The 23,562-nt window shown below is 43.1% G+C and carries 28 protein-coding genes; 19 read left to right on the top strand and 9 right to left on the bottom strand.

The window, feature by feature from the left end; translation table 11 throughout:
* The first annotated feature begins 1 nt into the window (after position 1).
* Positions 2 to 439, top strand: coding sequence for a DUF86 domain-containing protein (locus tag ACIQXR_RS04265; protein ID WP_402870987.1), 438 nt, complete (start codon positions 2 to 4; stop codon positions 437 to 439).
* Between the two features lie 24 nt (positions 440 to 463).
* A complete protein-coding gene (locus ACIQXR_RS04260; protein ID WP_402870989.1) occupies positions 464 to 1,231 on the top strand; it encodes a TIGR01457 family HAD-type hydrolase in 768 nt (255 codons plus the stop codon).
* A 78-nt stretch (positions 1,232 to 1,309) separates the two neighbouring features.
* Here the strand turns inward: ACIQXR_RS04260 and ACIQXR_RS04255 are convergent, their stop codons facing one another.
* Entirely contained in the window at positions 1,310 to 1,807 is a 498-nt protein-coding gene (locus tag ACIQXR_RS04255) for a phosphatidylglycerophosphatase A family protein (protein ID WP_402870991.1), read from the bottom strand.
* Positions 1,808 to 1,957: 150 nt separating this feature from the next.
* On the opposite strand from ACIQXR_RS04255, the gene yutH reads away from it, so the two are divergent.
* The 5 genes from yutH to thrB all read left to right on the top strand — a co-directional run bounded on the left by yutH (position 1,958) and on the right by thrB (position 7,471).
* Positions 1,958 to 2,959, top strand: coding sequence for a spore coat putative kinase YutH (gene yutH / locus ACIQXR_RS04250; RefSeq protein WP_402870994.1), 1,002 nt, complete (start codon positions 1,958 to 1,960; stop codon positions 2,957 to 2,959).
* A 119-nt stretch (positions 2,960 to 3,078) separates the two neighbouring features.
* A complete protein-coding gene (locus ACIQXR_RS04245) occupies positions 3,079 to 3,996 on the top strand; it encodes a L,D-transpeptidase family protein (protein ID WP_402870997.1) in 918 nt (305 codons plus the stop codon).
* A gap of 177 nt (positions 3,997 to 4,173) precedes the next feature.
* The gene (locus ACIQXR_RS04240) at positions 4,174 to 5,472 is read left to right on the top strand and encodes a homoserine dehydrogenase (protein WP_402871000.1); all 1,299 of its coding nucleotides are present in this window, start codon (positions 4,174 to 4,176) and stop codon (positions 5,470 to 5,472) included.
* Positions 5,469 to 6,530: a threonine synthase gene (gene thrC / locus ACIQXR_RS04235; RefSeq protein ID WP_402871001.1), complete on the top strand. Its 1,062-nt coding sequence runs from the start codon at positions 5,469 to 5,471 to the stop codon at positions 6,528 to 6,530. Before ACIQXR_RS04240 ends, thrC begins: the two co-directional genes overlap by 4 nt.
* Positions 6,527 to 7,471 (top strand): homoserine kinase, encoded by a 945-nt coding sequence (thrB, locus tag ACIQXR_RS04230; protein WP_402871003.1) that lies wholly within the window; start codon positions 6,527 to 6,529, stop codon positions 7,469 to 7,471. The genes thrC and thrB overlap by 4 nt, the downstream gene beginning before the upstream one ends.
* Positions 7,472 to 7,640: 169 nt before the next feature.
* Here the strand turns inward: thrB and ACIQXR_RS04225 are convergent, their stop codons facing one another.
* Positions 7,641 to 7,877, bottom strand: a complete 237-nt coding sequence (locus ACIQXR_RS04225) for a NifU family protein (RefSeq protein ID WP_402871006.1) — start codon at positions 7,875 to 7,877, stop codon at positions 7,641 to 7,643.
* Positions 7,878 to 8,031: 154 nt separating this feature from the next.
* Between ACIQXR_RS04225 and ACIQXR_RS04220 the strand changes: the two genes are divergently transcribed.
* Positions 8,032 to 8,358 (top strand): YuzD family protein, encoded by a 327-nt coding sequence (locus ACIQXR_RS04220; RefSeq protein WP_402871009.1) that lies wholly within the window; start codon positions 8,032 to 8,034, stop codon positions 8,356 to 8,358.
* A 73-nt stretch (positions 8,359 to 8,431) separates the two neighbouring features.
* Here the strand turns inward: ACIQXR_RS04220 and ACIQXR_RS04215 are convergent, their stop codons facing one another.
* Positions 8,432 to 9,499 (bottom strand): NAD(P)/FAD-dependent oxidoreductase, encoded by a 1,068-nt coding sequence (locus tag ACIQXR_RS04215; RefSeq protein WP_402871012.1) that lies wholly within the window; start codon positions 9,497 to 9,499, stop codon positions 8,432 to 8,434.
* A 303-nt stretch (positions 9,500 to 9,802) separates the two neighbouring features.
* On the opposite strand from ACIQXR_RS04215, the gene ACIQXR_RS04210 reads away from it, so the two are divergent.
* Entirely contained in the window at positions 9,803 to 10,039 is a 237-nt protein-coding gene (locus ACIQXR_RS04210) for a YuzB family protein (protein ID WP_402871015.1), read from the top strand.
* A 72-nt stretch (positions 10,040 to 10,111) separates the two neighbouring features.
* Here the strand turns inward: ACIQXR_RS04210 and ACIQXR_RS04205 are convergent, their stop codons facing one another.
* Positions 10,112 to 10,837, bottom strand: a complete 726-nt coding sequence (locus tag ACIQXR_RS04205) for a DUF2225 domain-containing protein (RefSeq protein WP_402871017.1) — start codon at positions 10,835 to 10,837, stop codon at positions 10,112 to 10,114.
* Between the two features lie 203 nt (positions 10,838 to 11,040).
* Between ACIQXR_RS04205 and ACIQXR_RS04200 the strand changes: the two genes are divergently transcribed.
* Both ACIQXR_RS04200 and ACIQXR_RS04195 read left to right on the top strand, forming a co-directional pair.
* Entirely contained in the window at positions 11,041 to 11,403 is a 363-nt protein-coding gene (locus tag ACIQXR_RS04200; RefSeq protein WP_402871018.1) for a HesB/IscA family protein, read from the top strand.
* A gap of 368 nt (positions 11,404 to 11,771) precedes the next feature.
* Positions 11,772 to 11,921 carry a hypothetical protein gene (locus ACIQXR_RS04195; protein ID WP_402871020.1) on the top strand — a complete coding sequence of 50 codons (150 nt, stop codon included), beginning with the start codon at positions 11,772 to 11,774 and terminating at the stop codon, positions 11,919 to 11,921.
* 96 nt (positions 11,922 to 12,017) lie between these two features.
* Here ACIQXR_RS04195 and ACIQXR_RS04190 read toward each other — a convergent pair whose 3' ends face one another.
* Both ACIQXR_RS04190 and ACIQXR_RS04185 read right to left on the bottom strand, forming a co-directional pair.
* Complete coding sequence (locus tag ACIQXR_RS04190) at positions 12,018 to 12,659, bottom strand: SDR family oxidoreductase (RefSeq protein WP_402871023.1); 642 nt, start codon at positions 12,657 to 12,659, stop codon at positions 12,018 to 12,020.
* 171 nt (positions 12,660 to 12,830) lie between these two features.
* On the bottom strand, positions 12,831 to 13,823 hold the full coding sequence (locus ACIQXR_RS04185) for an NAD(P)/FAD-dependent oxidoreductase (protein ID WP_402871026.1): 993 nt from the start codon (positions 13,821 to 13,823) through the stop codon (positions 12,831 to 12,833).
* Positions 13,824 to 14,160: 337 nt separating this feature from the next.
* On the opposite strand from ACIQXR_RS04185, the gene ACIQXR_RS04180 reads away from it, so the two are divergent.
* From ACIQXR_RS04180 to ACIQXR_RS04165, 4 genes are all read left to right on the top strand, one after another.
* Positions 14,161 to 15,378, top strand: a complete 1,218-nt coding sequence (locus ACIQXR_RS04180; RefSeq protein ID WP_402871029.1) for an NAD(P)/FAD-dependent oxidoreductase — start codon at positions 14,161 to 14,163, stop codon at positions 15,376 to 15,378.
* Between the two features lie 117 nt (positions 15,379 to 15,495).
* Positions 15,496 to 15,975 (top strand): NUDIX domain-containing protein, encoded by a 480-nt coding sequence (locus ACIQXR_RS04175; RefSeq protein WP_402871032.1) that lies wholly within the window; start codon positions 15,496 to 15,498, stop codon positions 15,973 to 15,975.
* A 103-nt stretch (positions 15,976 to 16,078) separates the two neighbouring features.
* Positions 16,079 to 16,396 (top strand): YuiB family protein, encoded by a 318-nt coding sequence (locus ACIQXR_RS04170; protein WP_402871034.1) that lies wholly within the window; start codon positions 16,079 to 16,081, stop codon positions 16,394 to 16,396.
* Positions 16,397 to 16,533: 137 nt separating this feature from the next.
* Positions 16,534 to 17,229, top strand: a complete 696-nt coding sequence (locus tag ACIQXR_RS04165) for a 3D domain-containing protein (RefSeq protein ID WP_402871035.1) — start codon at positions 16,534 to 16,536, stop codon at positions 17,227 to 17,229.
* A 55-nt stretch (positions 17,230 to 17,284) separates the two neighbouring features.
* On the opposite strand, the gene ACIQXR_RS04160 is transcribed toward ACIQXR_RS04165, so the two are convergent.
* Together ACIQXR_RS04160 and ACIQXR_RS04155 are read right to left on the bottom strand one after the other, a co-directional pair.
* Positions 17,285 to 18,079, bottom strand: a complete 795-nt coding sequence (locus tag ACIQXR_RS04160) for a cobalamin-binding protein (protein ID WP_402871038.1) — start codon at positions 18,077 to 18,079, stop codon at positions 17,285 to 17,287.
* 11 nt (positions 18,080 to 18,090) lie between these two features.
* Positions 18,091 to 18,573: a divergent PAP2 family protein gene (locus ACIQXR_RS04155; protein WP_402871041.1), complete on the bottom strand. Its 483-nt coding sequence runs from the start codon at positions 18,571 to 18,573 to the stop codon at positions 18,091 to 18,093.
* Positions 18,574 to 18,853: 280 nt separating this feature from the next.
* Between ACIQXR_RS04155 and ACIQXR_RS04150 the strand changes: the two genes are divergently transcribed.
* Positions 18,854 to 19,390: a GNAT family N-acetyltransferase gene (locus ACIQXR_RS04150; RefSeq protein WP_402871044.1), complete on the top strand. Its 537-nt coding sequence runs from the start codon at positions 18,854 to 18,856 to the stop codon at positions 19,388 to 19,390.
* Between the two features lie 123 nt (positions 19,391 to 19,513).
* Entirely contained in the window at positions 19,514 to 21,019 is a 1,506-nt protein-coding gene (locus ACIQXR_RS04145) for a leucyl aminopeptidase (RefSeq protein ID WP_402954320.1), read from the top strand.
* Between the two features lie 36 nt (positions 21,020 to 21,055).
* Here ACIQXR_RS04145 and ACIQXR_RS04140 read toward each other — a convergent pair whose 3' ends face one another.
* A complete protein-coding gene (locus tag ACIQXR_RS04140; protein ID WP_402871049.1) occupies positions 21,056 to 21,454 on the bottom strand; it encodes a YuzC family spore coat inner layer protein in 399 nt (132 codons plus the stop codon).
* A 241-nt stretch (positions 21,455 to 21,695) separates the two neighbouring features.
* On the opposite strand from ACIQXR_RS04140, the gene ACIQXR_RS04135 reads away from it, so the two are divergent.
* Positions 21,696 to 22,445: a GTP cyclohydrolase II gene (locus ACIQXR_RS04135; protein ID WP_402871050.1), complete on the top strand. Its 750-nt coding sequence runs from the start codon at positions 21,696 to 21,698 to the stop codon at positions 22,443 to 22,445.
* A gap of 15 nt (positions 22,446 to 22,460) precedes the next feature.
* A complete protein-coding gene (gene ribD / locus ACIQXR_RS04130; RefSeq protein WP_402871052.1) occupies positions 22,461 to 23,555 on the top strand; it encodes a bifunctional diaminohydroxyphosphoribosylaminopyrimidine deaminase/5-amino-6-(5-phosphoribosylamino)uracil reductase RibD in 1,095 nt (364 codons plus the stop codon).
* Positions 23,556 to 23,562: the final 7 nt, after the last annotated feature.

Raw genomic sequence — 23,562 nt, 5'->3', positions numbered from 1 at the left:
TATGTACTTTGTAGACCGACAAAAAATCGGACGGATTTTAGAGTATCTGGAAAAACAATTGGAGCTTTTTGAAGGACAGGAAAGTTGGAACGGGAAACTTATGGAACATAGCGTCGAGAGGATCATTCAAACCTCCATTGATTCCGTATTGGATGCGGGGAATGCCATGATCGATGGTTTCATTATGCGTGACCCAGGCAGCTATGAAGATATTGTCGATATCCTGCTAGACGAAAAGGTCATTACCGAACCGATTTCCTTACAATTTAAAAAGGCATTGCCATTAAGAAAGATGCTCGTTCAGGACTTCATTGAAGTGGATCATACAGTGCTCCTAACCGTTTTCAAGGAAAACATTGAAGCATTCAAGCAATTCCCTGAGTTAATAAGGAACTATTTATTAAACGAATTGGGCCCAGTTTCAGCATTCAAAAACTAATTTGGTTAAATAGGGGGAATGTGCATGAAGGCGTATAAAGGATATTTAATTGACTTAGATGGCACAATGTACCGTGGCACCGAGCAAATAGCGGAAGCGGCCGGTTTTATAAATGAGTTAAGAAAAAGGGACATCCCTTATTTATTCGTGACCAATAATTCATCCAGGACACCTGAGCAAGTGGCCCAAAAGCTGCGCAGTATCGGAATTGCGACTGACGATGCCCAGGTATTCACGACAAGCATGGCAACGGCAAACTACATTGCTGAACAAAAGGAAAATGCGTCCGTCTATGTCGTGGGTGAAGAAGGCATTACCGAGGCGTTGAGAGAAAAGGGTATGAAACTTGTTGATGAACATCCTGATTTCCTGGTCATGGGCATTGATCGTGGCGTGAATTATGAAAAGCTATCCAAAGCATGCCTTGCCGTCAGAAATGGAGCCGTTTTCATTTCGACGAATGGCGACATCGCCATACCTACTGAGCAGGGTCTTTTACCAGGGAACGGGGCGTTGACTTCCGTTGTCTCCGTTTCTACGCAGGTTCAACCGATCTTCATCGGTAAACCGGAATCAGTCATCGTCGAGCAGGCCCTTAGGGTATTGGGCGTGCCTAAAGAACAGACAATCATGGTCGGCGATAATTACGATACGGATATTTTGGCAGGGCTGAATGCTGGAATTGATACCTTACTTGTACATACGGGCGTCACGACAAAGGAACGGTTAAAGGAATACGAAAAACAACCGACTTATGTGGTGGATACCCTTGATTTATGGGAGTTTGAATAAAAAAGGATCCAGGTTTGCAGATGCAGACCTGGATCTTTTTTGTTTTAACCTACGTGCTCCCCGCTTTCCATTATGGCGTCATTCCACGTTTTCGACCCTGTGTGCGAGCCGGCTGGATGCAGCAGCGGCTATGGCACCGACGATATCATCCAAGAAGGTATGGACCTTGCCGGTGCTTTTATCGTTTAAATATTTTAGGATACCCGGTTTTTGCTTGTCGATAAATCCATAATTGGTGAAGCCAATCGACCCGTATACATTGACTATGGATAAAGCCAATATTTCATCCACGCCATATAGTCCTTCATCGATCTCAATGATGCTTTGAAGGGGTTCTTCAAGCAGTTTTTTTTCGGCTAACATATCCAGTTGGATGCCGGTAAGGATCGCATTCTGCACTTCGCGTTTCGAAATGACCCGTTCAACATTGTGGAGGCAGTCTGCCATTTGCAAGTCTTCATGGTAGCTTGATTGTAGATACATGACCAGCTCTGCGATATCCTCCACTTTCACTCCTCGTTCACCAAGCCATTTTCGAGCTGTTTGTTCAGACATTGATTGTTTTATATTAGTCATTTCATCATCCAATCTCCATAGTTATAGGATAAATTTTTCATGCGTGAATTTTCGGTATCGATAGTTATTCAGAAAAGAGCGTATTCCTCATATATATAAGTATATGATGCCCAATTTGTTTGTATCCATTTGATAAGGGAGGAAAACGCTATGATAGAAGAAATCATTTTTAATAATTACGGAATCGAGGTGGAGCGGGAGGAAGCCAATAGCCGGTTTCCTAGCTTTCGTTCCGGGCCTTTCATTTACAGCATCGTGCCATTAGAAGACAGGGAACAAGAGGAATTGGCAGAGCGCCATAGAATGGCTGAGCACATGATTGCCCTAGGAGATCGTCATGTTTCAGCGTTCGTCCTTGCCAATCACGGCAGTTTTGTTTCGGAAGCGGAGGACCAATTATTTATCCTCCTTGCCAATGAGGACTTGGAAGGGCCGAAAAATTTCAATCCGGGACGTCACATAGCAAGGTTCCACCAACGTGGAAGAGCCATAACGGAGACGATTCGATCCTGTTCACGGATTGGCAAATGGAAAGAACTTTGGGAGCAAAGAATCGATCAGCTGGAGAACATTTGGAGGGACAAATTAAAAGCCCATCCGGATAACCCATTCGAAAAAATGTTTGTAGAAACCTTTCCCTATTATATGGTACTAGGTGAGAATGCGATTCAATATTTAGTCGACACGGAAATCGATGATACACCACAACCTATCGACAGCGGTACGGTGTGTTATGAGCGGTTTTTAAATGATACCTGGAAGAACAATAAGTGGATGAAGAATCCGTTTGATTGGGTATTTGACCATGGGACACGGGATGCCGCGGAATGGGTGAGGGAGCATTATTTTCAAAATGTGCATACGCATCAACGGGGCATCACCACCTTTTTTCGTGAATATCAAGGCATTGAACCATTCTCCAGTTTCTCGGCACGCTTACTGTATTCAAGAATGCTGTTTCCCATTCATTACTTTGAGGCAGTTGAAGAGTATTTCTCAAAAGTATCAGAAGCAAGATCGAATGAATTGGAAGATAAGCTGTCCTCCATCACGAATACATCGGAGAAGTATGAGACGTTTCTCAAGCAGTTTTACGATTTGGCCGAAATTCCAGTTAACCACTTTAACCTTCCGAAGATTGATTGGATTTAAAAAAAACTGGAAGAAATATGATACCACCTCATTTACTATGTTATGATAATAATATGATTTTTTAGAATAGTTCGATAAGTGGTTTCAAAACTTGTTCAAGTGGAGAAAGGATGCATGCAATGAAACATGCAATGCTGGCTTTATTGATTGTCCTATTCGTTTTTCCAGCTGCGGTTTCTGCCAAGACAACAATCAAAACCAGCTGTGATGCGACGCAGTTCAAAATTGTACTTAAAACGACAACGGATTTGAAAGAGTCGGCATCGACGGACAGTAAAACAGTAGAGACATATCGGAAAAATAAAGAGTTATCGGTCATTGGGAAGACGCGTAATTGGTATAAGGTTTGCCATTCCAACCATACTGGTTTTATTGCCATGAAAAATGCCAGGGAAGTATTTAGCTCAGGCGAGAAGACCATCCTCAAGAAATTGGATAAGCGGAAAGATATCAGCCAACTCGTAGCCGCCACAGGCAAAACCATGGGTGGGATGAAGGTGACAATCCGAACCTATGAGAAGAAGAAGGGTGAATGGCGGCGAGCCTTAGGCGATATGAAGGGCGTTACCGGGAAGAATGGATTCACGAAGAATAAGAAAGAGGGCGACGGGAAAGCACCTGTCGGGATGTATTCTTTCGGAACGGCCTTTGGAAGCACATCCAAGCCAGATAAAGTGAAGATGGATTACCGGAAAACAACCAAGTATGATTATTGGATCGATGATCCGGCGTCCAAGGACTATAACAAGTGGGTCACGTATAAAGGAAAGAATCCGTATGAGAAATGGAAATCTTTCGAAAGGATGAACCATGAACTTTATAAATATGGAGCCGTCATCAATTATAATAGGAATCCGATCATCAAGGGAAAGGGCAGTGCAATCTTCCTTCATATATGGAGAGGGGAAAACAAGCCAACAGCGGGTTGTACAGCTACTTCCGAGAAGAATGTCCTTAGCTTGCTGAAGTGGATGGATCCCGAGAAGAATCCGCACATAATCATGGGGACGTATGATTCGTTGAACTCTGTGAAATAAATACGAGGTTCGCCCTTAAACGTCGGTTTTTCCTGTCATACCTAGCAAGGACTTCGAAAAAGAATTGAAAACTGTATATTCTAACTATTGATAATTGAACGAATAAAACATATAATGTCTACTATACAAATACAAATGTTTTCTTGGGGAAAACAGATACTTTAAGGGGGAACCAAAATGAAAGCCATCTCGATCGGATTATTGGGGCTGGGCACTGTCGGGTCCGGAGTCGTACAAATCATTGAGAGACATCAAGACAAGCTCATGCACCAAGTAGGTTGCTCAATCACCATTAAGAAGATACTGGTCAAAGATACGTCAAAGGAACGACTCGTATCGGTGGATAACAGTATGCTAACTTCCAATCCGGAGGATATTCTTTCAAACCCTGAAATCGATTTAGTTATTGAAGTGATGGGCGGAATTGAAGAAACGCGTGAATACTTAATCAAAGCCTTGAAAAATAAAAAAAATATCGTAACGGCCAATAAGGACCTGATGGCCCTGTATGGTCCGGAACTTTTGGAGTTAGCCACGGAAAACCAATGTGATTTATTCTATGAAGCAAGCGTGGCCGGGGGCATCCCGATATTGCGCGGTTTAGTTGATGGGTTATCCTCGGACCGGATCACAAAAATGATGGGGATCGTTAATGGAACGACAAATTTCATCCTAACGAAGATGAGCAAAGAAGGAAGGGCTTATGAAGACGTGCTGAAAGAAGCTCAGGAACTGGGTTTTGCCGAGTCCGATCCGACCGCGGATGTAGGTGGACTGGATGCCGCACGGAAAATGGCCATCCTATCGACTCTCGGTTTTTCCATGAATATCGGCTTGCATGATGTCGAAGTGCAGGGGATCACAGAAATAACCGAAGAGGATCTGAGATACAGCCAAAAGCTTGGCTATACCATGAAGCTGATTGGCGTAGCGACTAGAACGGGGGATAGGGTCGAAGTTAGCGTGCAGCCGACTTTGCTTCCGGAGGAACATCCACTAGCTTCTGTAAACAATGAGTATAATGCAGTGTACGTTTATGGTGAAGCAGTGGGGGAAACGATGTTTTACGGCCCTGGGGCAGGTAGCCTGCCAACAGCAACGGCTGTCGTTTCGGATATGGTAACGGTCATCAAGAATATGAGATTGGGCGTGAACGGGAGAAGTGCCGTTTCTCCTCAATACCCGAAACAATTAAAAGATCATACGGAGATTCTGGCTAAGTTCTTCATTCGACTCCATGTACAGGATGAAGTGGGTGTCCTAGCTAGGATCACGAATTTATTCGCGGAGCATGGGGTCGGTTTCGATAAGATCCTACAATTGCCGCTGGATGAAAAAGAGTCCTCGGAAATTGTATTGGTTACCCATAAAGCCCCAATGGCGGCTTTCGATCAAATTAAATACGAATTGAATGATTACAATATGGTAAAAGAAGTGAAAAGCACATACCGTGTAGAAGGAGAGGACAACAAATGAGTTGGCAAGGACTAATTAGCGAATATAGAGAATTTTTACCTGTAAATGAAGATACACCGGCATTATCCCTTTTAGAAGGAAATACACCTTTGATTAAATTGGACCGTTTATCAGAAGAGTGGGGAATTGAGCTCCATGTAAAATACGAAGGAGCCAATCCAACGGGATCATTTAAGGACCGTGGAATGGTCATGGCTGTTGCCAAAGCGATCGAGGCTGGAAGTGATACGATCATCTGTGCATCCACGGGGAATACATCAGCTGCGGCTGCTGCTTATGCGGCGCGTGCCAATATCCGTTGCATTGTTGTCATTCCAGAAGGAAAGATTGCCATGGGTAAATTGGCTCAAGCGGTTATGTATGGAGCAGAGATCATTTCGATTGAAGGCAATTTCGACCAAGCTTTAAAGATCGTCCGGTCCCTTAGCGAACATTCACCTATCACTCTAGTAAACTCAGTTAACCCATATCGGATTGAAGGTCAGAAGACGGCTGCGTTCGAAATTTGTGATGCGCTTGGATCTGCGCCTGATATTTTGGCATTGCCAGTCGGGAATGCGGGGAATATCACCGCGTACTGGAAAGGGTTTAAGGAGTACAATGAAGGAAAACAGACAGGGCTACCTGAAATGAGAGGGTTCGAAGCCGAAGGGGCAGCAGCGATTGTCCGTGATGCGGTCATTGAAAACCCTGAAACGATCGCAACCGCGATACGAATTGGTAATCCTGCCAGCTGGAAGTTTGCTGTGGAAGCGGCAAGTGAATCAAATGGTAAAATTGATGAGGTAACGGATGAGGAAATCCTTGAAGCCTATCACTTCCTGGCTAAAAAGGAAGGCGTATTTGCTGAACCGGCATCATGTGCTTCCATTGCCGGCGTGTATAAACAATTAAAAAGCGGCGAAATCAAAAAAGGAAGCAAAGTTGTGGCTGTCCTTACTGGAAATGGATTGAAGGATCCGAACGTGGCTGTCGATACAAGCACGATTCATCCGACATTACTACCAATGGATGAAAAAATCATTTTAGAACATTTACAAGGTGTGAACCAGGCATGAGTGCGGAATCGGAGATGTTTTTGATCCGTGTGCCAGCAAGTACGGCTAATCTTGGGCCCGGGTTCGATTCAATCGGTCTTGCCCTTGGATTGTACTTGGAGATACACGGATCCCTATCGAATCATTGGGAAGTCATTCCGCTTTCTGAGGAAATGTCCGTTTTCCCGAAAGATGACACGAATTACATCATTCAAATCGCAAAGAAAACGGCGGCATATTATGGGAAAGACCTGTCACCGTGCCGGATTTCCGTTTCTAGTGAAATCCCGCTTGCCAGGGGACTTGGAAGCAGTGCTTCAGCCATCGTAGCCGGGATTGAATTAGCGAATCTAGTCGCTAAACTGAACTTATCCGCTGAGGAAAAAAACAGACATGCCTCTACTTTTGAGGGACACCCGGACAATGCAGGGGCCTCTGTTCATGGTGGGTTGGTCGTCGGTATGCATACGGATGAAAAAACGGATGTTCTTTCATTTCCGATAGAAGGGGTAAACGTCATTGCCGTGATCCCTAACTTTGAATTGCTTACGGAGGATTCAAGGAATGTCCTTCCCGAAACACTTCCGTATAAAGAAGCAATAAGCGGAAGTGCGGCAGCTAATGTGCTACTTGCGGGAATCTTGACGAATAACTGGGATCTTGTCGGTCAAATGATGCAGAAAGATCGGTTTCATCAACCCTATCGCGCTGGCTTAGTGCCGCATTTAGCGGAAATCGAAGAAATTGTACGTCGGGAAGGCGGCTATGGTGCCGCTCTAAGTGGAGCAGGTCCGACCGTCCTCAGCCTAGTGTCTGGCGAAAAAACAGCACAACTGCTAAGAAGTTTGAAGGAAGCATTTCCTGACTTTCAGGTGAAAGAGCTGAGGGTCGACAATGATGGAAGCCAGACGGCGATCCTATCAGAGGAAGAGAAGAAGGAATGGAGCTTTAATAAATCATAGATGTTCATTGCAACAGTAAAAAAGCTGATTCCCTTTAAGCCGTATCAATCAAGGATTGATAGGACTGATAAAGCGGAGTCAGCTTTATTTCTATAGCAGACTAAATATATTTAGTCTGTATGTGTTGTATCTAATATGGTTGAATGCTCAACCCGTTATTAAAGGCTAATTAGAAAACTTGCTCAACTTCCACTACCCCGGGAACTTCTTCAAGAAGTGCGCGCTCAATCCCAGCTTTTAGAGTAATGGTCGAACTTGGGCAGCTTCCGCATGCTCCTAGTAATCGTAATTTTACAATTCCATCTTCTACGTCAACTAGTTCACAGTCACCGCCATCACGAAGTAGAAACGGACGAAGTTTATCTAGAACATCTTGAACTTGTGTTTCCATTTGTTGGTCAGACATTGCAATCGACTCCTTTCCTAATCATATTATAATGCGAACATAGTAAAAAATCCAACTGTAACTTTGCGGAAATTAAATCTATTCTTTTCGAATCTGTCATTAATAGGGAAAAGATTCCAAAAATCACAGAGAAAATACATGGTGGAGGTAACAGATGATAAAGAAAAAAATTGAAATAGAGGTATATGGGGCGACGCAAATATGTGCGAGTTGTGTTAATCTTCCCTCTTCGAAAGATACATATGAATGGCTTCAAGCCGCATTGACACGAAAGTTTCCAGAGCAACCATTTTCCATTACTTATATTGATATGTTGAATCCGCCTGATGTTGATAGGCAAAAAAACATGGCGGCGAAGATGGTCGAAGAAGATTTATTTTATCCACTTGTCCTCATTGAAGATGAGATTGTGGCCGAAGGGAACGTTCACCTGAAAAAAGTTGTGGAATTAATGGAGAACTACGGATATAAAGGGAAATGAAAAAACTGACCCAGGAGGAAGCTTTATAGCAGCTTTTTGAGTCAGTTCAAGAATAGGTTCATGAAATTTTAGATTAACCGTTATGGTATTTATACATCCAAAGTATCCCGGATTTCATTAGGCGTGCCACTCTTCCTGTGATAGGACGGTTAGCGACAAGTCCAAAACCTTGTTTCTTCCCAAGAGAACCTAATGTCCCTTTTAATTTTACGGGAGGGAAACTTTCAGGAAGTGGTTCATTGGCCCATTTTTTCAAGAGAACTTGAACAATCTGTTCGGCTTGAGATTCCGCTAATTGAGCACTCGGTGCATGTGGCAAACTAGCGCAGTCGCCGACTACAAAAATGCTGTCATTGGTAGGAAGGAAATGCTGTGGTGTAAGAACGGCTCTTCCTTGACGGTCTTTTTCGATATCCATGTCACGAATGATCTTGCTTGGTTGTATGCCGGCTGTCCAGACAATAACATCACTATGAACCGCTTCATCCCCATTATAAAGCAGGTTAGGTTCAACTTTAGTGATATTAGAATGATGAACGATTTCGATGGTATGTTTATCAAACCATGATTCGACAAACGTACTTAGTCTTTCTGGGAAAGCAGATAGAATATGTGGTCCACGGTCGAAAAGCTTTACGTTCAAATCAGAACGACTTTCAATTAATTCACTGGCTAACTCGACACCGCTAAGGCCTCCGCCAACGATTGATACGGTTGCACCAGCGCCCAAATTATTCAAAGCTGAATAAGTGCGACGTGATTTATCGATGGTTTGGATGCTATATGTGTGTGTATCAGCACCAGGAATATTGTGATATTTATCTTCACATCCAAGGCCGATAACTAAATCGTCGTAAGCAACGGGCTCTTGGTTCTCGATAATGACTTGTTTGTTCTCCATATCAATGGAAAGTACTTCTCCGTATACGTTCTTTAAGCGAGGGTGTTCTGGAAATGCAACACGGATGTGCTGATCAGGAATAGTACCTGCTGCTAGTGCATAATATTCGGTTTTTAAGCAGTGATAAGGATTGCGGTCGATTAGTGTGATGCTCACGTTTTCAGGAAGCTGATTAGGCAGCAATCTTTGTAACATGCGCATACCACCATACCCACCACCAAGTATGACTAAATTCTTCATATGTTTTTTCCCCTTTGTTTGATCTCTAGAAATAATGTTAAGTATTTCACTTGTGAAAATAAATTATCCTACTATAGGATTCCCCATTTGTATCCTATGGAATTATGTGAATAAATATATGCCTAATTTGTAGAATAATAAAAATATTATATGATTTCTTGTTTACATACCCCGACAAAAGTATAACGAATATAACTGTAAATCACAACCGATATCTTAAAAACGGCGTATTTTTGTGCGTATTTATTGACTGTTAATGTGAAAAGGTTTAGGATAAACTGTTAATGACAGCGAGGTGAAACGATGTATCCAATCATTGAGTTCTGTGTAAGCAATCTGGCCAGTGGGGCACAGGAAGCTTTCGAAAGATTAGAGAAGGATCCTAATTTAGATATTATTGAATATGGTTGCCTAGGATATTGTGGGAAATGTTCCAGTTCTTTGTATGCCCTTGTTAATGGCGAAGTAGTTTCTGGGGATACAACGGATGAACTTGTGAAAAATATATATAAATTTATTGATGAATATCAAATGTTTTAATCGACATAAATAAAAAGGAGGCAGCCGAATAACATGTTGGGCCGCCTCCTTTTTGGTGGAGGATACATTTCCTCAGGCATTTGCCGCGATACCACCCATTTCCGATTCTTCCTTGATTTCATGCCACCGGTCTCTGGCCATTTGGATAATGGACGATTCCATGGCGTGTTTTTGCCTTTCAAGTACCATGGAAAGAAATTTAATGGCTGCCTGTGTATTTCCGATCCTTTTGGATATATCTCCGGCAAGGTATAAAATCCTGACTTCCGATACTTGCGTGCCGCTGAAGTCCCCTGATGAATAAGATGCTTCATATTCCTGAAGAGCAAGTCGTAGGAACCTATTTTCCTGCTCCTGTTTATTTTGAAATCTATACAGCCAGGCAATCCGTAAATGAATACCGGCCAGGATGATATGTTTCTCCTTTTTCAAGGAACCGCAATAACTGGCCAGTTTATAGGTTTTGATTGCATCTTCAACGGAACGTACATCACTGAAATGATGGGGATTCCATTTAGAACAGATTTTCTCTTCGATGACTTCTTTTGTGGTAGGTGGGAAATATCGTGAGAAATCTTCAGAATAGGAAAAACCGCAGTGTCGACAAACGTGAATATAATAGTAAAGGGCGTTAGCGTCCGGGTTTTCATATATAGGACAAAAATCAGTGTCATAACGGGATACTTTAATAAAGCGTGAACGTATTTTCTTAGTGGTTGATGTTTGTTTACAATGAAGACATTCTATACTTTTATCATATAGAGGCTGTAATTCTTCGATAGAGATTACCTCCTTCATAAAATCTTGTAAGACTAATTACACAGGTAATTATACCCATAAATCACGATTTAATCTAGTTTTTTCATGAAATGTGGGGGGATAATGATCTGGAACATTTAATTTTTTTCAAGCTGGAAAATTGAGCAGGGGAATTTCTTTGGTATATACTATAAGTAAAGAAAGATTCTATCTCACATCTTTAGGAGAGGGAGCGGTTTATAATGAGTGAAGTTGTTCAGATTACGGAAGCAGCTGCTTTTCAGATAAAAGAAATGATGAAGCAAAACGAAGAAGAGGGATCGTTTTTAAGAGTGGCTGTAAAAGGCGGAGGCTGCAGTGGATTATCCTATGGCATGGGGTTGGAACAGGAACCTGGCGAGAAGGATGAGAAGTTGGAGCAATTTGGGATCCATATCCTTGTGGACAAAGAGGATGCCAGCATATTGAATGGAACGGTCATCGATTATAAACAAACGATGATGGGTGGAGGATTTACGATTGAAAATCCTAATGCCATCGCGTCATGCGGTTGTGGATCTTCCTTCAGGACGGCTACCGAAAAAGGTACGCCGGAGAACTGTTAATGGTTGGTTGACGGTCAGTGATCGTTAGCGTTTAGTTAATTCGATATCAACGTTTATATCTGGCGCTTCTTGACGTATGTAACGATACGTTGGGAGGCGTCTTTTTATGTCAGGATAAAAGACTTATCCAATAAACACGTAGAAGCGAGCATTCTAAAATGATAATGAAATGCTTATGTGGATTCGTCGTCTTTTGTCGATTAAAGCATAAAGTCCCTTGCTATGTTAGTATTACGTGTGTGCACGAACCGTATATATGGAAGGTTAGCAGGACACAAATAAAGTAATAAGGTTTACTTCACAAAAATAAGGTATGATATATTTATTGAATAGATTCTCTTTAAAGACAGGAAAAGTAGGTGAACATAGTGGGAAAATATCAATTGGATTACAAAGGCCAGGCAGCTGTGACAAGATATCAGGAAAAGCAGACGACTGCCAAATTTGATAAAAAGCAGCATATTGAAAATCTGCGTGCGGAGTATTTGAAAAAAAAGCAAAAACAAACAGATAAATAATATGAATGAAACCCTAGGAAGACTAAAATCTCCCTAGGGTTTTATTATGGAAAAAGGGAGACACATTTTGAAGTGTCCCCCTTTTTTTCATCATTCTTATAGGGTTTTCAAGGCTTCCTTGATCGGTTGGTCACCACTATGAATTTCAAACGTTTTATTGAAGGTGTTTTTTTCGGAGATGGCTTGGGCCAATACTTTAGCGACATCCGCTCGTGGTATGGAAGTATCGACATGATCGACTTTTGCATCTGCCTTAATTTTCCCAACCGCTTGGTCATTGGTCAATGCGACGGGACGGACGATGGTATAAGTGAGACCGCTCTCCTTTAAATGTTCATCCGCATCATGCTTGGCTTCGAGATAGTGTTGCATTCCTTCGGGGCCTTGTTGGGGCTGATCGGAACCAACGGAGCTTAACATGACAAAGCGCCCGACGCCTTTTTTCTTAGCGGCATCAATCAGTTTGATTGCTCCGTTCTTATCCACAGCCGTGGTCTTATCAGGTCCTGTCTTCGGACCTGAACCAGCAGCAAATACGATGGCGTCCATGTTATCCACCGCTTTATCCACATCTTCCTCTAAATCAGCGAGGATGGGCTGTCCGCCAAGGTCTTTTATCCCTTGTGCTTGTTCTTCTTTCCGGATCATTCCATATACCGTATCCTGTTGGGTTTTTGATAGTTCTTCGATGATTTTCTTACCAGTCGTTCCATTCGCGCCTGCTATTAAGATATTCATGAATGTAAACTCCTTTCTTTTTCTTCTCTTACATTCATTACCCTTTATCGAAGAGTCCGAAAACATCTAGAACCCATTATGGATAACTGCTTTCCCGGAAGTTATCCACAAGTTAATAAAACAAATAAAAAAACCAGCTCAATTCAGAGCCGGTTAATGAGTGATGGGATGCTAAAACATGGAAGAGCTGTGCATGGGCTGCACTTTTGCTTTTGGGTCAATGTATTGCTTCGCATGATTGACGGCAGTAGGGGCTTCGCCAAAGCCGCTGGCAATTAATTTGACTTTGCCATCGTAGGTTGCGATGTCACCAGCCGCGTAGATTCCGGGGATGTTCGTTTCCATTCTGGAGTTGACTAAGATGTTGTTTTTCTGAATATCGAGCCCCCATTCTTTGATGGGACCAAGAGAGGAGATAAAGCCGTAGTTGACGATGACTGCATCAACATCCAATGTTTCGGTTTCTTCTCCATTCGTATCCTTAAGGACGACTGTTTGAATTCGATCTTCCGTACCAATTAAATCTGCAGGTATGTAAGGGGTTTTAATTTCTACTTTAGAATTTTTTAGATTTTCGACACTATGTTCGTGAGCGCGGAATTTATCCCTTCTATGGACAATGCTCACCTTTTCAGCGATAGGCTCTAACATGAGTGCCCAGTCCACTGCGGAATCGCCGCCTCCGAAGACCACCACTTTTTTCCCTGCAAAACGGTTAAGGTCATCAATGAAATAATGAAGGTTCGTACCCTCATATTGCTTAGCATTCTCGATTTCGATGCGTCGAGGTTGGAAAGCCCCGTTTCCGGCAGTGATTATGATTGTTTTGGAATAATGTACTTCTTTATCCGTGGTTAACATGAAGACGCCATCGGCCTGTTTCTCCACTTCTTGAACGGATTGTTCCAAGACGACGGTTTGTTCGAATTTCGCCATTTGCTCTTTCAAATTATTGACTAATTCCTGAGCCAGCACTTTAGGAAAACCTGCGATATCATAGATGTATTTTTCAGGATAAAGAGCGGATAATTGTCCACCCAATTGTGGGAGGCTTTCAATGATTTTGACTGATGCCTGTCTCATACCACCATAGAATGCGGTAAATAAGCCTACAGGTCCACCACCAATGATGGTAATATCATATACTTTTTCATTTACTTCCAACGCTATCCCTCCGATATACTAGGTTTGTTGAAATTCTTTCTTCATTTTAACATAGTTGAAGTTAAAGAAGATGGATAAATTTTTTGAAAAATGAGAAAGTTTGTGCGCAAGTAGACGGATTTTCCATTAATCAAGGGGAAATCGGTTTCCTTGAAAAATGAGAGAGAATGGAATAATATTCAATTATATGGAATTTGTTGGTTCATTCGTGAACTTTAATTAGTGAAAGGCATCACATATGAATAGGATTGCCTTCTTTAATGGAAATTAAGGATATCGCATAGAAATTGAGATGGAAAGCGGGATAAAGAAAAATACTGTAAAGGTGGAAGATTACTTGAAAAAACCAACTATCGTTATTTTGGGAGCAGGTTATGGCGGTTTGATGACCGTAACCCGATTACAAAAAGCATTGGGACAAAATGAAGCGGAAATCATCTTAGTGAATAAAAATGATTATCATTATGAAACAACCTGGTTGCATGAGGCGTCTGCCGGAACCCTTCATCATGATCGTGTGCGCTATCCCATCAAGAATGTCATCAACAAAAGTAAAGTGAGGTTCGTTCAAGACTCCGTTTTAGAAATCAAGACCGAACAGAAAAAAGTCATTCTAGAAAATGGCGAAGTTTCGTATGACATCTTAGTGGTCGGGCTTGGCCCAGAATCAGAAACATTCGGCATTCCAGGATTAAAGGAATATGCCTTCTCCATTTCCAATTTAAACTCGGCCCGGAAAATACGGGATCATATCCAATTGCAATTTGCCACATATAGCTCGGAAATGGAAAAAGACGAAAATCGCTTGACCATCGTAGTCGGTGGAGCTGGGTTTACGGGCATTGAATTCCTTGGGGAGTTAGCCAATCGTGTTCCTGTGCTGTGTAAGGAATATGATATTGACCCTCAGAAAGTCCGCATGTACTGTGTAGAAGCTGCACCAGCGGTACTTCCTGGTTTCGATCCCGAATTAGTGGATTATGCCGTTTCATATCTTCAAAAAAAAGGAGTGGAATTCAAGATTGGCACGCCCATAAAGGGAGCTACCCCTGAAGGAATCATCGTGGCAATTGGTGAAGAGGAAACCGAGGAGATCAAGGCAGGGACCGTTGTGTGGGCAGCTGGAGTTCGTGGGAATTCCGTCATTGAAGCTTCGGGATTCGATGCAATGCGTGGTCGCATAAAAGTGAACCTCGATATGCGGGCACCAGGTCATGATGATATCTTCATCGTGGGTGACTGTTCATTGATCATCAATGAAGAAATAAACCGGCCATATCCCCCTACCGCACAGATTGCCATGCAGCAAGGAGAAGTCATTGCGAAGAACATTACCAAGTTGGTCCGCAACCAAACCGACCTAGATACCTTTACGTTCGAAAACAAAGGGACGGTATGTTCACTTGGTGAGCATGATGCAATCGGGGTTGTTTTTGGTAAGAAAGTGACGGGGAAAACGGCCTCGTTCATGAAGAAAATGGTGGATAACAGAGCGTTATTATTGATAGGCGGCCCTTATTTGGTTGCGAAAAAGGGTAAATTCAACATCCTGTAATTTCATAATAAAGGTATGAGCCATTCAAGAAATTTCCGGGATGGCTTTTTTCTATTGTGTATGACTGAAAAAAAAGGTTTATAATACAAATATTGAGAGAAACGAGGAGTGAAATGATTGGAACGCTGCAAAAATGTCTGGTTGGCTGTATCGGGTCTCGTGATTTCCGATAAAGGCGAATGGCTTGTCGTTAATAAACGGTATGGAGGATTGGAAGGTCAATGGTCCCTCCCCGCCGGCTTCGTTCGAAATGATGAAACGGTGGATGAGGCAGTCATTAGAGAAGTGCTGGAGGAGACGGGGATTCATACGGAAATTGAAGGGATGGTAGGCGTCAGGAGTGGAGTCATCAAAGGGGAAATAAGTGATAATATGTTGGTGTTTTTACTTAAGCCGCTTAGTTTTGATGTATCGGCTCAAATGGACGAGCTATATGAAGCTAAGTTCTATGATCCGGAAGCCCTCATTGCGGAAGGCAAGCAGTCTGTGTTATTGAATCATCTTTTATCCTTTAAAAAAGAAAGAATGCAGACGATGCTCGACGGAGTCAATCCAGGGAATCATTTCGGATATACCTCTTATAAATTATTTATGTAAGACAATGATGCATCACAAGGGATTAATTGGTATTATGTCGTTGACGAACCAATTATGTATTCTGTAAACTAAAAGTGGTTCTTTTAAGGAGGTCTAGAAGATTATGCCATTACCGGTATTGGTCATCTCAATACTTTTATTCTTTGTATTGTTTTTCGGGATAGGCTTTTTACTTAACATGCTTTTTCGATCATCATGGATCATGGTCGTCCTTTTTCCTATCGTATTCCTTGTCATAGTGAATAAAGCCAAGTTGATTGAATATTTCAGACAACCCAGTGACACGTTTTCCGAACTTGGGACGAGCCTAGCATCCTTGCATGCGGCGGATCTGATGATTTTATCAAGTGGATTAATTGGTGCAATAGGGGCTGGAATCACGATTAAGATATTGAGGAATAAGGGGTACCAAATGTTTTAAATAGGTGGGGCTGCCATTTAGTGGTGGTCCTTTTTTCTGTTTTTCTAGTGATATGTAGTCATTTTTGGGTCTATATGAATACTTTTCCTCATGTTAGGGAACAAATATCCTTGTGAGAGGAGTGGAATGACATACATATGAAAATCATACGGACATTATTTTTGCGGGTTGCCATCATCCTATTGTTTTTCTTGGCTATTGAATCAACCGTTCATCATGTTTTTGGAGCCGAGCCTGAAGTCCATCCTTTGGAAGAAACGATTAGGAAAAATACGGTATTCGAGCTGGAATACAAAGCCTTTCATCGTGGGCACCATAAAGCGACCTTTATAGCATCGTCCACGAAAAAAAGTGGGGGACCGCCAACGATAGAAGAGGCTATAGAGCTTTCGAAGTATCCAAAACATAAGGTGTTGGCAACGGGATATACAGCAGGCTATGAATCCACCGGTAAATATCCGGATAGCCCGTCTTATGGCATTACCTATTCTGGGGTGAAGGTGAAGCGGGATATGTTTTCGACCATTGCTGCTGATCTATCCGTGTTTCCGCTAGGTACCATCCTTTGGATCCCTGATTATGGTTTTGGGGTGGTAGCCGATAAGGGTGGGGCGATTAAAGGGAACCACCTTGACCTGTATTACGACACGGTGCAAGATGTATATGAGAAGTGGGGAAAGAAAACCCTGGAGGTCTATCTTGTACAAAAAGGAAACGGGCGTTTTTCAGAGGAACAGTTATATGAGTTGAATGAAATGAAAGTGAGGCAGGTCTTCAAACATACGATCGCCGAAAAAGCGGTCCATACAAGCATGTCTTCCTTTGTGTTTTAAATACATGAATGCTCGCAAAAAAGCCGACTCAATGTAGAGCCGGCTTTTTTGCCGTTCAATCTGTAGGGATGTGGAGGTAGGCTTCGGGATGAAGCGTCCTAGCCAGTTTGGATAGTCCATCCAGCAATCTGGGGGACGGCCGGCAGAATAAGGGTTCTTCCATGATATGAATCGCATGGTTTTGGACGGCTTTCATTTCCGACCAGCGCTTCCGTTTCTTGATTAATTCAGGGTTGACCTTATGTAACGGGACGCCGACCCATGCTAAACAAATGTGGTCCGGGTCCTTTTCTAGGACTTCTTCCGATGGCACTTGAATGCTTGCCATGTCTACTTCTTCAAAGAGGTTATACCCTCCAGCCAGACGGCTGATTTCCGTTAACCAATTGACCCCGCCAGGTGAGAAAAGGGGATTGGGCCACCATTCCCAGTAGAGGGAAGGGGGATGGTCGATGCTGTCCGCTACCATCTTATATTGCCGGATGGTGGAACGGAATTTGTCCGCCTGCAACGCGGCCTTTTCCTGTACCTGAACGGCTTCCCCAAGGGTCAGTAAATCCTGGGCGATATCTTCAAGCGATTGCGGATTAAAGATGATATAAGGAATCTTTCGTTTTTTGAGTGCCTCGATGTTTTTTTCCATACCAGGTACGCTGAGGGAAGCAAGAACCAAATCAGGTTTTAATGATTCCACGAGATCGATGTTAATGGACAGATCTGGACCGACTTTAGGCAGATGCTGTATGGAGTCGGGCCAATCCGAATAGTCATCGATGGCAATCAACTGGTCTTCGATTCCGAGATATGTACAGAGTTCGGTATTGCTTGGGCAAAGAGAGATTAATTTCATTTATAAGTCACCTACCCTTGAAAGATTAAAAAGTGAAGAACAAGTGCGATGAATACTCCAGTCAATGCGCCGAAAAAGACTTCAATCGGTTTATGGCCCAATAATTCCTTCAATTGCTGCTGCTTCTGCTTCTCCTCTTTCTTCTGCCAATTCTTCGCTTGTTCGACAAATAAATTGAAATCTGTGACAAGCTGATTCAGGACGGCAGCCTGTTCCCCTGCCTGCCTCCTAACACCCGTTGCATCAAACATCGTGATGATGGCAAAAAGTGTCGCAACGGCAAAGATGGGTGAGTCCATGCCCGTTTCAATCCCCACTGCTACGGTAAGTGCAGTCACGGCGGCTGAATGTGAACTTGGCATACCGCCCGTTGAGTTGATCAACGACCAATCCCATTTACGAAAGGCGATGAAATGAATCGGGACTTTAATGAATTGGGCAAAGAAAATGGCGATTAAAGCGGCAATTAAAGGGAAGTTTAAAAAAAATTCCAAAAGTTTCAGCCTTCTTTCCATTTATAAAGTAACGGTGAGACGGGAAAATATTCATCCTTACTAATACTTTCCATCATATCCTATCGATTCCCTGCTTATTGGAAATAAATATGATCTTTCTTATACTATTTCTCTAAAGGGCGGCTTTCTAAACTACTTCCTTACTAGGCAGGTGAAATAAAGCTAAGATTTAGAAAGAAGAGGCGATTCTTTAGAAGGTCTAGGTAGGTCGATAAAGAATATGAATAGTAATCATATGTTTTATAAGGAGGAGATAGTATTGTCTATTTCAAAAGACCCGGTTAGTTACATGGTTCGTCCTGGAAAACTGGAAGACTCCGAGGCGATTTTAGACATCCAGAAATCCGTTGTGTCAGAAGGTGAATTCCTAATCGCGTTATCCACAGAGTTCAATAAAACATCTTCCCAACAAAGCGAATGGGTTCAGAGCATATTGGATCATGAAAGAGAAACATTACTGGTAGCTGAAAGTGAGGGAGAAGTCGTTGGTTGGATAGTATTCGAAATGGCCAAAAATAGAATGCGATTGTCCCATACAGGCACCTTTGGCATGATGATAAGAAAGGGTTATAGAGAAATGGGGATTGGAAGTATGCTACTACAGGCATTATTGGATTGGGCAGAGAGCAATCCCTTCATCGAAAAAGTGAGTTTAGGCGTTTTCGCATCAAATCACGGTGCTATTACTTTGTACAAGAAAATGGGGTTCATTGAAGAAGGTCGTAAGGTTAAAGAATTTAAAATGAGTGAAAATGAATATGTCGATGATATCCTGATGTACAAATTGGTTAAGTGAAATCGAATGGATCATCTTGTTTAAATGAATGAAGCGGGCATTTCAAATCCACTTTGTGCATTGAATTCGGAAATTTCGGGGAATTTGGTTATAATAGGAGTATTCGAATGGAGGCGTATCAGAATGTTTACAGTGAAACATACATTAAACTTAGATGTTACGGAAGAATGCCTGTTAATGGGTGTGTTTGATCGGCCGATTAAATTCACGGGGATTGGGCAGGAAGCGGATGAGAAATTATCGGGACATCTTACACAATTGGTGAAGGATGGTGATATCTCTTCCAAGAAGAAGTCCATCACTAAAATACATACTTTAGGAAAACTAGGCGTAAAGAGGCTGATTTTTGTCGGTCTAGGGAAAGAAAAAGAACTATCTTTCGAGACTTTAAGGGAAGCTTTAGGGAAGGCCCGCAAAGTGGTGGCTGAATCAAGGCTTACGACAATCAGCATCGCTTTGGACACCTTCACGACTGAACAGTTGGACGCACTGGATGCGGCGCATGCATTCTCCGAGGCATTTGAGCTGGCAGGCTATAAATTTGCCGGGTATAAACAGAAATCGAACCAGATAGAAAAAAGTTTGGAAGCCATCACGGTTTATAGTGAGTGCCAAACGGATGAAGTGGGAGCGGCCCTACATGTCGGCCGTGTGTTTGGGAAAGCGACGAATTCAGCGAGGACGCTAGTTAATACACCTGGGAACTTACTGACTTCCACGGATTTAGCGAACTATTCCATGGAATTGGGGGACCGGTATGGATTCGAGGTTGAAATCCTCGAGAAGGAAGACATGCTCAAGCTTGGAATGGGTGCTCTTCTAGCGGTCAATCAAGGATCGGTCGAACCACCGAAAATGATCGTCCTCAAATATCAGGGAAAAGAAGAATGGACGGATGTAATCGGGTTGGTCGGAAAAGGAATTACCTTTGATACAGGAGGTTACTCATTAAAAACGAAGGCTGGAATCGTTGGAATGAAAACGGATATGGGCGGTGCAGCGGCCGTCTTGGGTGCGATGGAAATCATCGGGGAATTGGGCCCGGATCAAAATGTCGTTGCCGTCATTCCTTCTACCGATAACATGATCAGTGGAAATGCATTTAAACCGGATGATGTGATTACCGCCATGAGTGGTAAAACCATCGAGGTGCTGAATACGGATGCCGAGGGACGGCTTGTATTGGCGGATGCCGTGACATATGCGAAACACCATGGTGCGGAATACCTTGTCGATGTTGCCACCTTAACGGGTGGTGTTATAACGGCCTTGGGCAATGATATGACAGGTGCCATGACCAATAACGTGGAATTCTATGAACAAGTTCAAAAGGCCTCTGAGGAAGCCGGTGAGCCAATGTGGCGCCTGCCGATTACCGAAAAGGATAAAGAGCGTGTGCGTAATAGTAAGATTGCGGATTTGAATAATTCGCCGGGAGGAGCCGGGCATGCCATCATGGGTGGTGCCTTTGTCGGTGAATTTGCCGAATCGACCCCATGGGTCCATCTCGATATTGCGGGAACATCCACGACAGCGAGCGCAAATGAACTGGGTACGGCCGGGGCGACTGGAGTCATGACCCGTACCCTTGCCCTTCTTGTGGAAACATTCAATCCGGGCAAGAACTAGGATCGATGCCGAAGCCGGAAAGAGGCTTCGGTTTTTTCATATGTTGCTCCACTTCAAACTGATGATGACATGGCAATTTATCTCTCCTTTTTTTGGATAAAAATCAAAACGGATGCCATCGGGATTGTACTTGATATCTGGTTCGTTTTTAATACCTGTCTTTTTGATCATGTCGGTGACGGCAGCCGTTTTCGATTCTTGGGCGGCGGACATGAGCCGTGTCGAAAATGGTTTGGACGAGGCAATCATATCCACTACTTTTTTTGCATCATCCATTAACGATTGCGAAGATTTAGCCGATTGAATCAAGAGGTCGGGGTTTCCGGCGGAGAAAGGGCGAAGCAGCGGATCTACCTGATTGCGATAAGGCATTCCCCAATCACGGTTTCTCTGAAAAAAATCTTGGTCGAAAAAAAAATAAGGGATATCAGCCAAAGGTTTGCCTCCCTTTCCTATGTCTTTCCATAGACAGGTTTATTATATAGGTTAAAATATGAGTGGATGTAGAAGATTATGATAGTGTTTTAGAAAGCCGTTTTTCTTACTTGGAAAATAGAAAGAAGTGTACACTATTATTTGTAAAAATCCTCGCTTGGTAGTATACTTAAAATACTTGCTTACCTTAAGTAAGTAGCGAGACCGTACTATATAAAACTAAAAAATAGGTGATTTTACTATGAAAATAACAAAGCAAATAAAAGACCTTTTAATAGATAAAATGAACATCCTGAAAACACCGGGTAAAGATGATCTATGCCTGGTCGGTCCCGTGAATCTCCCTGTTAAGCAAGGTGACTTTTCGGCTGTCTTCCAATGGTACACCTGGCTTCAGCTTGATGGCGAGGATAATGATGAAGAAGCAGTGCTCGAATCGCTTTCGACTGCCAACTTGGCTTTTGGCCAGCAATCTTCGGTATTAGTGTATGGTGATTTCGAGAAAGCGGAGGATGCACTCGTCCGTATGCACAGCATCTGCCATACGGGGGATATATTCGGCAGTCAACGTTGTGATTGTGGATACCAGCTTCACCAATCGATGAGGATGATTGCCGACGACGGAACCGGCGCCATTTTTTACCTTGCGGATCATGAGGGAAGAGGTATTGGCTTATTTACAAAATCATTGGCTTACTTGCTTCAGCAAGAAGGATTTGACACCGTTGAAGCGAACCATGCTTTGGGATTCGAAGATGATACAAGATCTTATGAAGGAGCGATCACGGTGTTGAAAGCTCTGCGTCATAAACCCGTAACGCTGATTACGAATAATCCTAAAAAGCTGGCAGCGCTTAAGGAGCATGGCTTGACGGCGAAGAATCATATCCCGCTTTGGGGTGGTTTGACTGAAACGAATAGTTTCTATCTGGATACAAAAATCAAGAAATCCGGGCATATCCCACTAGAGGATCCCACTGTAATTGTGTGAAGGGGAGCTGTGATGATGAATAATGATCAATATTACATGAAACTGGCTTTGGACCTAGCGGGCAGTGCTAAAGGGAAGACGAACCCGAACCCCATCGTCGGGGCTGTTATTGTGAAAGACGGCGTGATTGCCGGAACAGGGATTCACCGCAAAGCCGGTGAACCGCATGCCGAGGTCCATGCATTCAAAATGGCGGGAGAGTATGCCAAAGGTGGAACTTTATATGTGACGCTTGAACCTTGTTCCCATTATGGGAAAACACCACCATGTGCGAACTTGGTGAAGGAATCGGGAATTAAACGGGTCGTAGTGGCCATGGAAGATCCCAACCCGGAAGTTGCAGGGAGAGGAATCGCGCTTCTTAAAGAGGCAGGCATTGAAGTGGAAGTGGGCATTTTGGAAAAAGAAGCACGAAGGCTGAATGAACGCTTTATCCATAATATGACGACAGGGCGGCCTTTTGTCCTGTCCAAATTTGCGATGACGCTCGATGGGAAGCTGGCGACCCACACTGGACATTCGAAATGGATTACAGGGGAAGAATCCCGTCACTCGGTCCACTTGCTACGTAATGAGGTCGATGCAATTTTAGTCGGCATCGGAACGGTCCTGGCCGATAATCCATCCTTGACGACCCGGCTTCCTGAAGGCGGGGGAAAAAATCCGGTCCGCATCATTTTGGATAGTGAACTCCGCGTACCTCTAGATTCCCATGTCTTACAGGTAGAAGAAGCGAGAACGGTCATTGTCACGCATGAAAATGCCTCGTTGGAAAAAATCGCCTCCCTAAGCGAAAGAGGAGTCGAATTCATCATGGTCCCCAAAACAGAAGCAGGGTTGGATTTGGAGATCCTGATGGCCGAACTATATAAAAAGGGGATAACGGATGTCTTGCTTGAAGGCGGAAGCGAGGTAAATGCTTCATTCTTAAGGGCAGGACTCATCGATAAATATCTAATCTATGTAGCTCCTAAACTATTGGGTGGAAGAAACTCACTTACTCCTTTTTCAGGGGACGATGTAAATCAAATGGATGAAGCCTTGGATGTTTCCATCTCTCATGTTGATACGTTTGGGGAAGACATCCGCATAACGGCTTATCCAAAATAAAATAGAC

This window comes from Peribacillus sp. NPDC097224, assembly GCF_044761985.1.
GTDB lineage: Bacteria > Bacillota > Bacilli > Bacillales > DSM-1321 > Peribacillus.
The sequence above is the reverse complement of the archived record's forward strand: the minus strand, read 5'-3'. Positions and strand labels throughout refer to the sequence as shown.

Coding starts and splice junctions, on each gene's coding strand:
- ACIQXR_RS04190 (WP_402871023.1), bottom strand. CDS start 12,659: ATGAATATCTTAATAGCAGGCGCGAATGGAACGACTGGTAAGAAAATC.
- ACIQXR_RS04255 (WP_402870991.1), bottom strand. CDS start 1,807: ATGACTAATATAAAACAATCAATGTCTGAACAAACAGCTCGAAAATGG.
- ACIQXR_RS04240 (WP_402871000.1), top strand. CDS start 4,174: ATGAAAGCCATCTCGATCGGATTATTGGGGCTGGGCACTGTCGGGTCC.
- ACIQXR_RS04205 (WP_402871017.1), bottom strand. CDS start 10,837: ATGAAGGAGGTAATCTCTATCGAAGAATTACAGCCTCTATATGATAAA.
- ACIQXR_RS04265 (WP_402870987.1), top strand. CDS start 2: ATGTACTTTGTAGACCGACAAAAAATCGGACGGATTTTAGAGTATCTG.
- yutH (WP_402870994.1), top strand. CDS start 1,958: ATGATAGAAGAAATCATTTTTAATAATTACGGAATCGAGGTGGAGCGG.
- ACIQXR_RS04145 (WP_402954320.1), top strand. CDS start 19,514: ATGTTTACAGTGAAACATACATTAAACTTAGATGTTACGGAAGAATGC.
- ribD (WP_402871052.1), top strand. CDS start 22,461: ATGAATAATGATCAATATTACATGAAACTGGCTTTGGACCTAGCGGGC.
- ACIQXR_RS04260 (WP_402870989.1), top strand. CDS start 464: ATGAAGGCGTATAAAGGATATTTAATTGACTTAGATGGCACAATGTAC.
- ACIQXR_RS04160 (WP_402871038.1), bottom strand. CDS start 18,079: ATGAAATTAATCTCTCTTTGCCCAAGCAATACCGAACTCTGTACATAT.
- ACIQXR_RS04170 (WP_402871034.1), top strand. CDS start 16,079: ATGCCATTACCGGTATTGGTCATCTCAATACTTTTATTCTTTGTATTG.
- ACIQXR_RS04165 (WP_402871035.1), top strand. CDS start 16,534: ATGAAAATCATACGGACATTATTTTTGCGGGTTGCCATCATCCTATTG.
- thrB (WP_402871003.1), top strand. CDS start 6,527: ATGAGTGCGGAATCGGAGATGTTTTTGATCCGTGTGCCAGCAAGTACG.
- ACIQXR_RS04220 (WP_402871009.1), top strand. CDS start 8,032: ATGATAAAGAAAAAAATTGAAATAGAGGTATATGGGGCGACGCAAATA.
- thrC (WP_402871001.1), top strand. CDS start 5,469: ATGAGTTGGCAAGGACTAATTAGCGAATATAGAGAATTTTTACCTGTA.
- ACIQXR_RS04215 (WP_402871012.1), bottom strand. CDS start 9,499: ATGAAGAATTTAGTCATACTTGGTGGTGGGTATGGTGGTATGCGCATG.
- ACIQXR_RS04135 (WP_402871050.1), top strand. CDS start 21,696: ATGAAAATAACAAAGCAAATAAAAGACCTTTTAATAGATAAAATGAAC.
- ACIQXR_RS04245 (WP_402870997.1), top strand. CDS start 3,079: ATGAAACATGCAATGCTGGCTTTATTGATTGTCCTATTCGTTTTTCCA.
- ACIQXR_RS04200 (WP_402871018.1), top strand. CDS start 11,041: ATGAGTGAAGTTGTTCAGATTACGGAAGCAGCTGCTTTTCAGATAAAA.
- ACIQXR_RS04210 (WP_402871015.1), top strand. CDS start 9,803: ATGTATCCAATCATTGAGTTCTGTGTAAGCAATCTGGCCAGTGGGGCA.
- ACIQXR_RS04225 (WP_402871006.1), bottom strand. CDS start 7,877: ATGTCTGACCAACAAATGGAAACACAAGTTCAAGATGTTCTAGATAAA.